The organism is Pricia sp., assembly GCF_041745955.1.
GTDB lineage: Bacteria > Bacteroidota > Bacteroidia > Flavobacteriales > Flavobacteriaceae > Pricia.
In genome coordinates, this window is the sequence record NZ_JBGTHY010000171.1 from 1 (window position 1) to 6,139 (window position 6,139).

General features: G+C 46.9%; 4 protein-coding genes. All 4 read right to left on the reverse strand.

All coding sequences use genetic code 11. The features are described from left to right. Positions 1-615, reverse strand: a 615-nt coding sequence (locus tag ACEW8S_RS06200) for a hypothetical protein (RefSeq protein ID WP_373517309.1), incomplete at its 3' end; no start/stop codon positions are given. A 529-nt stretch (positions 616-1,144) separates the two neighbouring features. Next, the gene (gene bglX / locus ACEW8S_RS06205) at positions 1,145-3,415 is read right to left on the reverse strand and encodes a beta-glucosidase BglX (RefSeq protein WP_373517310.1); all 2,271 of its coding nucleotides are present in this window, start codon (positions 3,413-3,415) and stop codon (positions 1,145-1,147) included. A gap of 1 nt (position 3,416) precedes the next feature. Then, positions 3,417-4,613: a histidinol-phosphatase gene (locus ACEW8S_RS06210; RefSeq protein ID WP_373517311.1), complete on the reverse strand. Its 1,197-nt coding sequence runs from the start codon at positions 4,611-4,613 to the stop codon at positions 3,417-3,419. Between the two features lie 18 nt (positions 4,614-4,631). Beyond that, positions 4,632-6,139 (reverse strand): family 43 glycosylhydrolase (locus tag ACEW8S_RS06215; RefSeq protein ID WP_373517312.1); only part of this gene is annotated, 1,508 nt, incomplete at its 5' end.

Sequence of the window (6,139 nt, forward strand, 5' to 3'; positions counted from 1 at the left end):
GCTTCTGGATAGGTGAAATTGCATTCCTATAGTAATCGGGTTGTCTTTATCATAGATCACGAACAGCGAAGCGCGTTTTTCAAGGATCATGGGGTATACAAGTTCACGATAATAGTCCCATTTACCTAAATTGTTGTTTACGGTCTTTTTTTCCTCGAAGCGTTCTTCCAAAAAGCTGTAAAAAGCGTCAAAAAGCCGATTGTATTCCTCCTTATCGATGTTCCCAAAATAGAAAGCGTAGCGGATGTCGTGCCCCGATTCCAAATTGCGTTTTTTGGATCGTAGTTTTTTTCTATTTCGGGAACTGAGTTGTTTGGCCAGGAATCCGTCGAGGTTTTTGAAGGGGGATAGATTCATCAAGTATCCTTGGTACTGCCTGATTTTGGTGACTTTTATATTGGGTCCCAAGTCTGTTAAATGGACTTCAAGATATTCGGGGATATCCCAAATAACGGAAACATCTTCTTGATTCGGATGTTGTTGACCGGTTTCATCAAAGAGAACATCGTCCGTCAAACGATTACGGACGGGGAGTTGATAGAACGGCGACACGTAACCCGTTTTAAAAAGGTCAAAGAAGAAGCGGTTTCCCCATGGGGTCTTTACCTGTTGCATCGCAGTTCGTTATTTTATTCCTTTCCTTATTCTGTTGGCAAGCTAGACCCAAATCGTCGGAATGTATCGAATCATGCCGACCTCCAACGAACGCTCTACGGTTTGAAGCCGGCCGTTTGCCATATCCACCAAAGTGGTATTGAGCAAGGTAGGGTAGAGGCAAACTGGTTTGTGCCGACGTTTTGTTCCGGGGCAGGGTGACAATTTTGGAGATCATTGGTGATGTTGTCGTTTTGTTTGGGTGTCAAGATGTTCAAGACCTCGAACTTCGCTGCAAAAATAATCTTTAAATCACTAACGGTTGGAGCAACCAAGATATTTCAAATTATCCAAAATCACCGAATTTGCGTACCCCTTAATTTATCGAACAGCTTAAAGGCCCTTTGGACTTTTTTCCGAGGGGCTTTTTCAAATTCCCCGAAGGTCTGCGAAATCGAGGAAAGTCTGTGCAAAGTTCCAGGTTCTGCACCATGGCGTTGGTTTACGTAATAGGATTGTAATATGTCAGATTGTCTAACAAAAAAAGATTTTATTTCAGGTTGAAGGATGCTTTTAGGCCGGCATTGGAATCTGTTCCCACAAACACCTCAAAATCACCGGGCTCGGCCACAAAATCCAATTCACTGTTGTAAAATTTCAAGTCTTCGGGTTTCAGTTCCAAGGTCACGATTTTGGTTTCGCCTTTTTTCAGGAAAACCTTTGTAAAGCCTTTCAACTGTCGCATCGGTGGGGTGATACTGCGCACGACATCCCGTAGATACAGCTGAACTACTTCCGCGCCATCGTAGTTGCCGCTGTTTTCTAGTTTTACGGAAACTTTCAACGATTCACCGGCAGCGATTTCGGATTGGTTCAGGTTCAAGTCGGAATATTCGAATTCCGTATAACTTAGCCCGTGACCAAAAGGAAGCAATGGCAAATTGGTCGCATCCAGATAATTGGATTTGAATTTTTGGAATTCCTCGGATTCGATCGGCCGTCCCGTATTTTTCATGCTGTGATAAATGGGGATTTGTCCAACGTTCCTGGGCCAAGTGGCCGTCAATTTTCCGGAGGGATTGTAATCCCCAAAGATGACATCGGCAATGGCGTTACCGGCTTCCACGCCCGGATGCCAGACTTGAAGAATGCTTACGGGAAGTGCATATTCGGTTTCCATGGTCAAGGGGCGACCGCTCATCAAAACCAGTATTAAAGGTTTGCCCGTTTTTGCCAAGGCCCGGATCAGTTTCTTTTGGGCATCGGGAATCGATAAATCCGTTCGGCTGGCGGCTTCCCCGGTCATTTCGGAAGCCTCACCGACCACAGCAACCAGCACATCGGAGGCATTGGCCACTTCAAGGGCTTCCTTTAAAAGCGTTTCGGGGGAACGTTCATCGATTTCTATTTTTGGTCCGAAAACATTTACGTTTTTGGCCATGACAGTATCGTTTGTAATATTGGCGCCCTTGGCGTAGGTAATCGTAGCCTCGGGTGCAACGTTTTTAAAGCCTTCCAATACGGTAACCGCCAATTTGTGCTCACCGGTTGGTGCCCAAGTGCCCAACATATTGTTGCGGCTATCGGCCAAGGAACCTATAAGGGCGATTTTGGCCGTTTTTTTTAACGGAAGGGTATTCCGATGTTTTTTTAGGAGGACAAAACTGTGCGCCGCCACCTTACGGGCCAACTTTCGGTTTTCGACGGTCAGGATGTCCTTTTCAGGGCGTTTTTCATCCGAATAACGGAAAGGGTCTTCAAAAAGCCCCAATGTATGTTTGGCTTCCAAGATGCGTCGGCAGGCAGTGGTGATTTGCTCCTCGGTTACTTTACCCTCGTCCAGTGATTTTTTAAGCGTAGTCAAAAAGCCTTCCCCGACCATGTCCATGTCGAGTCCCGCGTTAAGAGCTTGGGCCGAAACGGTCTGAAGGTCGCCAAGGCCATGGGCGGTCATTTCGTTGACGGAAGTATAATCGGAAACTACAAAGCCTTGAAAGCCCCAACGTTTGCGTAAAAGATCGGTAATCATCCATTTGTTGGCCGAGGCGGGAATGCCGTCGATGTCGTTAAAGGAGGTCATGGCACTGGCCACCCCCGCGTCGACTGCTGCCTTGTAGGGCGGTAGGTATTGATTGAACATCTTTACCTTGCCCATGTCCACCGAATTGTAGTCGCGACCACCTTCCGCGGCGCCGTAAAGCACCAGATGTTTTACACAGGCGAGCATCGTATTGGGTTGCGTAAGATCGGTGCCTTGATAGCCTTGTACCATTGCGGTCGCGATGGCCGAGCCCAGATAGGGGTCTTCGCCCGCTCCCTCGGCGATTCGGCCCCAACGGGGATCGCGGGCGATATCGACCATGGGGGAGAAATTCCAGTTGATGCCGTCGGCGGTGGCTTCCTTCGCTGCGGTCCGGGCCAATTGTTTTATCAGATCCATATCCCAGCTCGAAGCGCTGCCCAAAGGTATCGGGAAGGTGGTCTTATACCCATGGATTACATCGGCACCGATAAGTAGGGGAATTTTTAAACGGGAGCTGTTGACAGCGATTTCCTGCGCCTTTCGCACCTTATCGGGACCTGTAACCCCAAAGATACCGCCCACTTCGCCCGCCTTGATTTTGCCCTCGACATCATCGCTCACCACGGAACCGGTCGCCACACCGCCACCCGGGGTCAATAGGTTCAGCTGGCCTATTTTTTCCTCTAGGGTCATTTTTTGCAAAAGTGATTCCACCTCGGGGATGGTATTTTGGCCTTGTGCCATAAAAGGAGCTAGGCCTATCAAAAGGGCGATAGCCCTATATTTTTGGAGTTTCATATCAGTTCGGGTTTGGGATTATGGGTTGGGTCCAGGCTTTTTCAAATTCGGTCTCGTCAAAAAAGTTTTGGTTCGTTTTGTCCGATATGACCTTGGCCCTTACCCATATATACCCGTCTGGAAATGTGAAAGTTACTTTGGTACCTTTCACCTTCTCTATTATTTGGGATGTTTTTGAGGTGGCATCCCTGCCAATCAACTGAATTTCGTAATGCACCCCAGGCTCGGAAACTACTTCAATTTTTAGGCGGTCGTTACCGATTTCCAAATGCTTTAATACCACTCCCGTAGAGGCGTAGAAATCACCTTTTTCCATGGCCTCGATAATGCTGGAGGCTTTTAGGGAATCTGTCCTGACCATCAACCAGCCCCTTCCGGAATTGCTATAACTTTTATCAAATCGATGGTAATGATGACTGTCGTCGGTGGCCACTCCGTATAACAAAGGTTTTTTTTCCTGTAGATAAGAATTATTTATTAAGTCCCACATTTCTTCGGTGCCCAAATGGGTCGAATCGCCTTCGTTGTGTACAGCGGGATGGCCGTTGTATACCTCAAAAAAACGCACATCGTGCAAGGGGATAAAATCATCGGCGGTAATACCGTACCCAAAGTTCGGGTGGTTGATATGGGGCATAATCGGCACATGTAACCTTGTGCGTTGTTCTAAAATGGCATCGATATTATTTTGGATAACTTCGGTGACACTTTCCCCGTTCCTTGGATCTATTTTCTGTTGGATATTGGTCGCGTTAATGTGGATGGGCTTATCCCCAAAGTTAGTGGTCAATTCTTCGGATTGAATTATCAAGAATTCACCATCTTCTTCGAAAAGTGGCCTATATTCCTTTAAGGTCTTCAATTTCACTTTCGTGTGGCCTTCGCTATCCAATTTATGGGTTACCCAGTCCTCTCCATATTTTTTAAGGTAGTCTCTAAAGCCTTTTTGTAGATATTCTTTCTCGGATAAGGTTATCCATTTTTCGCCCTCTGCCAAAGTGTTATGATCGGAGAGTACCGTAAAATCATATTCGTTGGACTTGTACCATTCCATGATCATTTCCGGAAATTGATCTCCGTCGCTCCAATACGAATGGGCGTGCAGGTTTCCCTTGAACCATTTGCTATCTTGGCACAGCCCCTGATTGTGAAGAAAGAAGGCCAAAAGTATTGCACCCAAAAAAATCTTGTTCGACATTATTTATTTTTTGAGTTCTTAAGGTAAGACCTTTAATCCAAATTTCATCACGGAATTTCTTTCCCCAACACCGTTTTCATTAAAAGCCTCGACTGCAAAATAGTATTTTTGTTCGGAATTCAAGGACCTTAGGGTAACGGAAGTAGTGTCGTAGACCAACCAAGAGCTGTAAAGTTTGTCGGGCGCAATGCCCCATAACAAATTGTAGCCTTGGGTATTTTGCACCGGTTTCCAAGTGATTTCGGCACCACGTCTTTTGTCATTTCTGACGACAGCTAGGCCTTTTGCGGTCTTTGGGGCTTTTCCGTAGCCCTTGCCAAAGACACGGATATCCGAAATAGAGAGATAGGGGGTAGGCACATGTATGTTTTTATATCGGATAAACCTTGACTTTTTAGGAGTTTCCAAGGCCACGTAATCGTTGGGAACATCCTTTTTGTTGGTGCTCCGGTCCACCAAAGTAAACCACTCCGTTCCGTTCAATGAACCTTCAATGGTGTATTGGTGGTACAGTCCCGGAATCTTTCCGTATATATCGGATTTATAGTCGTTGTAATTGACCTGCACGGCATGTACCAAGCCGGGTTCGGTCAAATCGATTTCGACCCATTGATCGGTATTGTTTTCCTTGGCGATCCAAAAGGTTTTGACGTTTTCGTCCGTCAGGGCATTGGCCCCATAGTCCTCGAATTGGGAGGAAGTTTTTACCGATTTTTTGTAAGACAAGAGCATCCATCCGGTAAATTCGCCTTTTTTATCGGTTACCGAGGGCGCATAATGTGGATAATCACCAAAAGAGGTGTCGGAATATAACAATCCATCGGTATCAAAAAAGGACGGAAACATGCCGATTCGGCGTTCCCATCCAATATTTACGTTCACGGCCATGGACGAGAAATGCCAAAATTGGGTACCAGGCCCTTCGACCGTACTCCCATGTCCTGCCCCGTTTATAAAACCGCCCGGCTTGTACGAAAAGGGATTGTTGGGTGCATATTCGAACGGCCCCAAAGGCGAATCGCCCATATAAGCGCCATCGCCATAGACGTTGAACTCCGTTCCGGGAGCGGCATATTGCAAATAGTACTTGCCGTTGTGCTTGGTCATCCACGGCCCTTCGATATAGCCGCTCAGTTCGGTGTCGGAATGGTTTTCGCCGAAGCGTTCCCAACCGTGTTTTTCGGGGGAAAGATTAAAAAGTTCATGGACTTGCTCCGAAGGCCTGAACCTTTTTTCCTTATCCAATTTCCGGGCCCGGATGGGAAATTTGTTGGAGGAACCCCAATATAGATAGCCCTGTCCGTCATCGTCGATAAATAGTGCGGGATCCTGCAGATCGTTCAAAATGGCTGGCGTGGCCTCCCATTCCCCATCTTGTGGATGACCCGAATACAATACGCTCATAGAGCCCGAAGGGTCTCCGGCGACGTAAAGCACGGAATCCCTATAATTGAAAGCCGCGGGGGCGTTCGAGCCTTGAAAGTACCACTGCTTGGGTTTGATAAACGTCCATTCGTCCATATCCT

Excerpts from the sequence above, each read along its gene's own strand:
- bglX (WP_373517310.1), bottom strand. The coding sequence starts at position 3,415 with ATGAAACTCCAAAAATATAGGGCTATCGCCCTTTTGATAGGCCTAGCT.
- ACEW8S_RS06210 (WP_373517311.1), bottom strand. The coding sequence starts at position 4,613 with ATGTCGAACAAGATTTTTTTGGGTGCAATACTTTTGGCCTTCTTTCTT.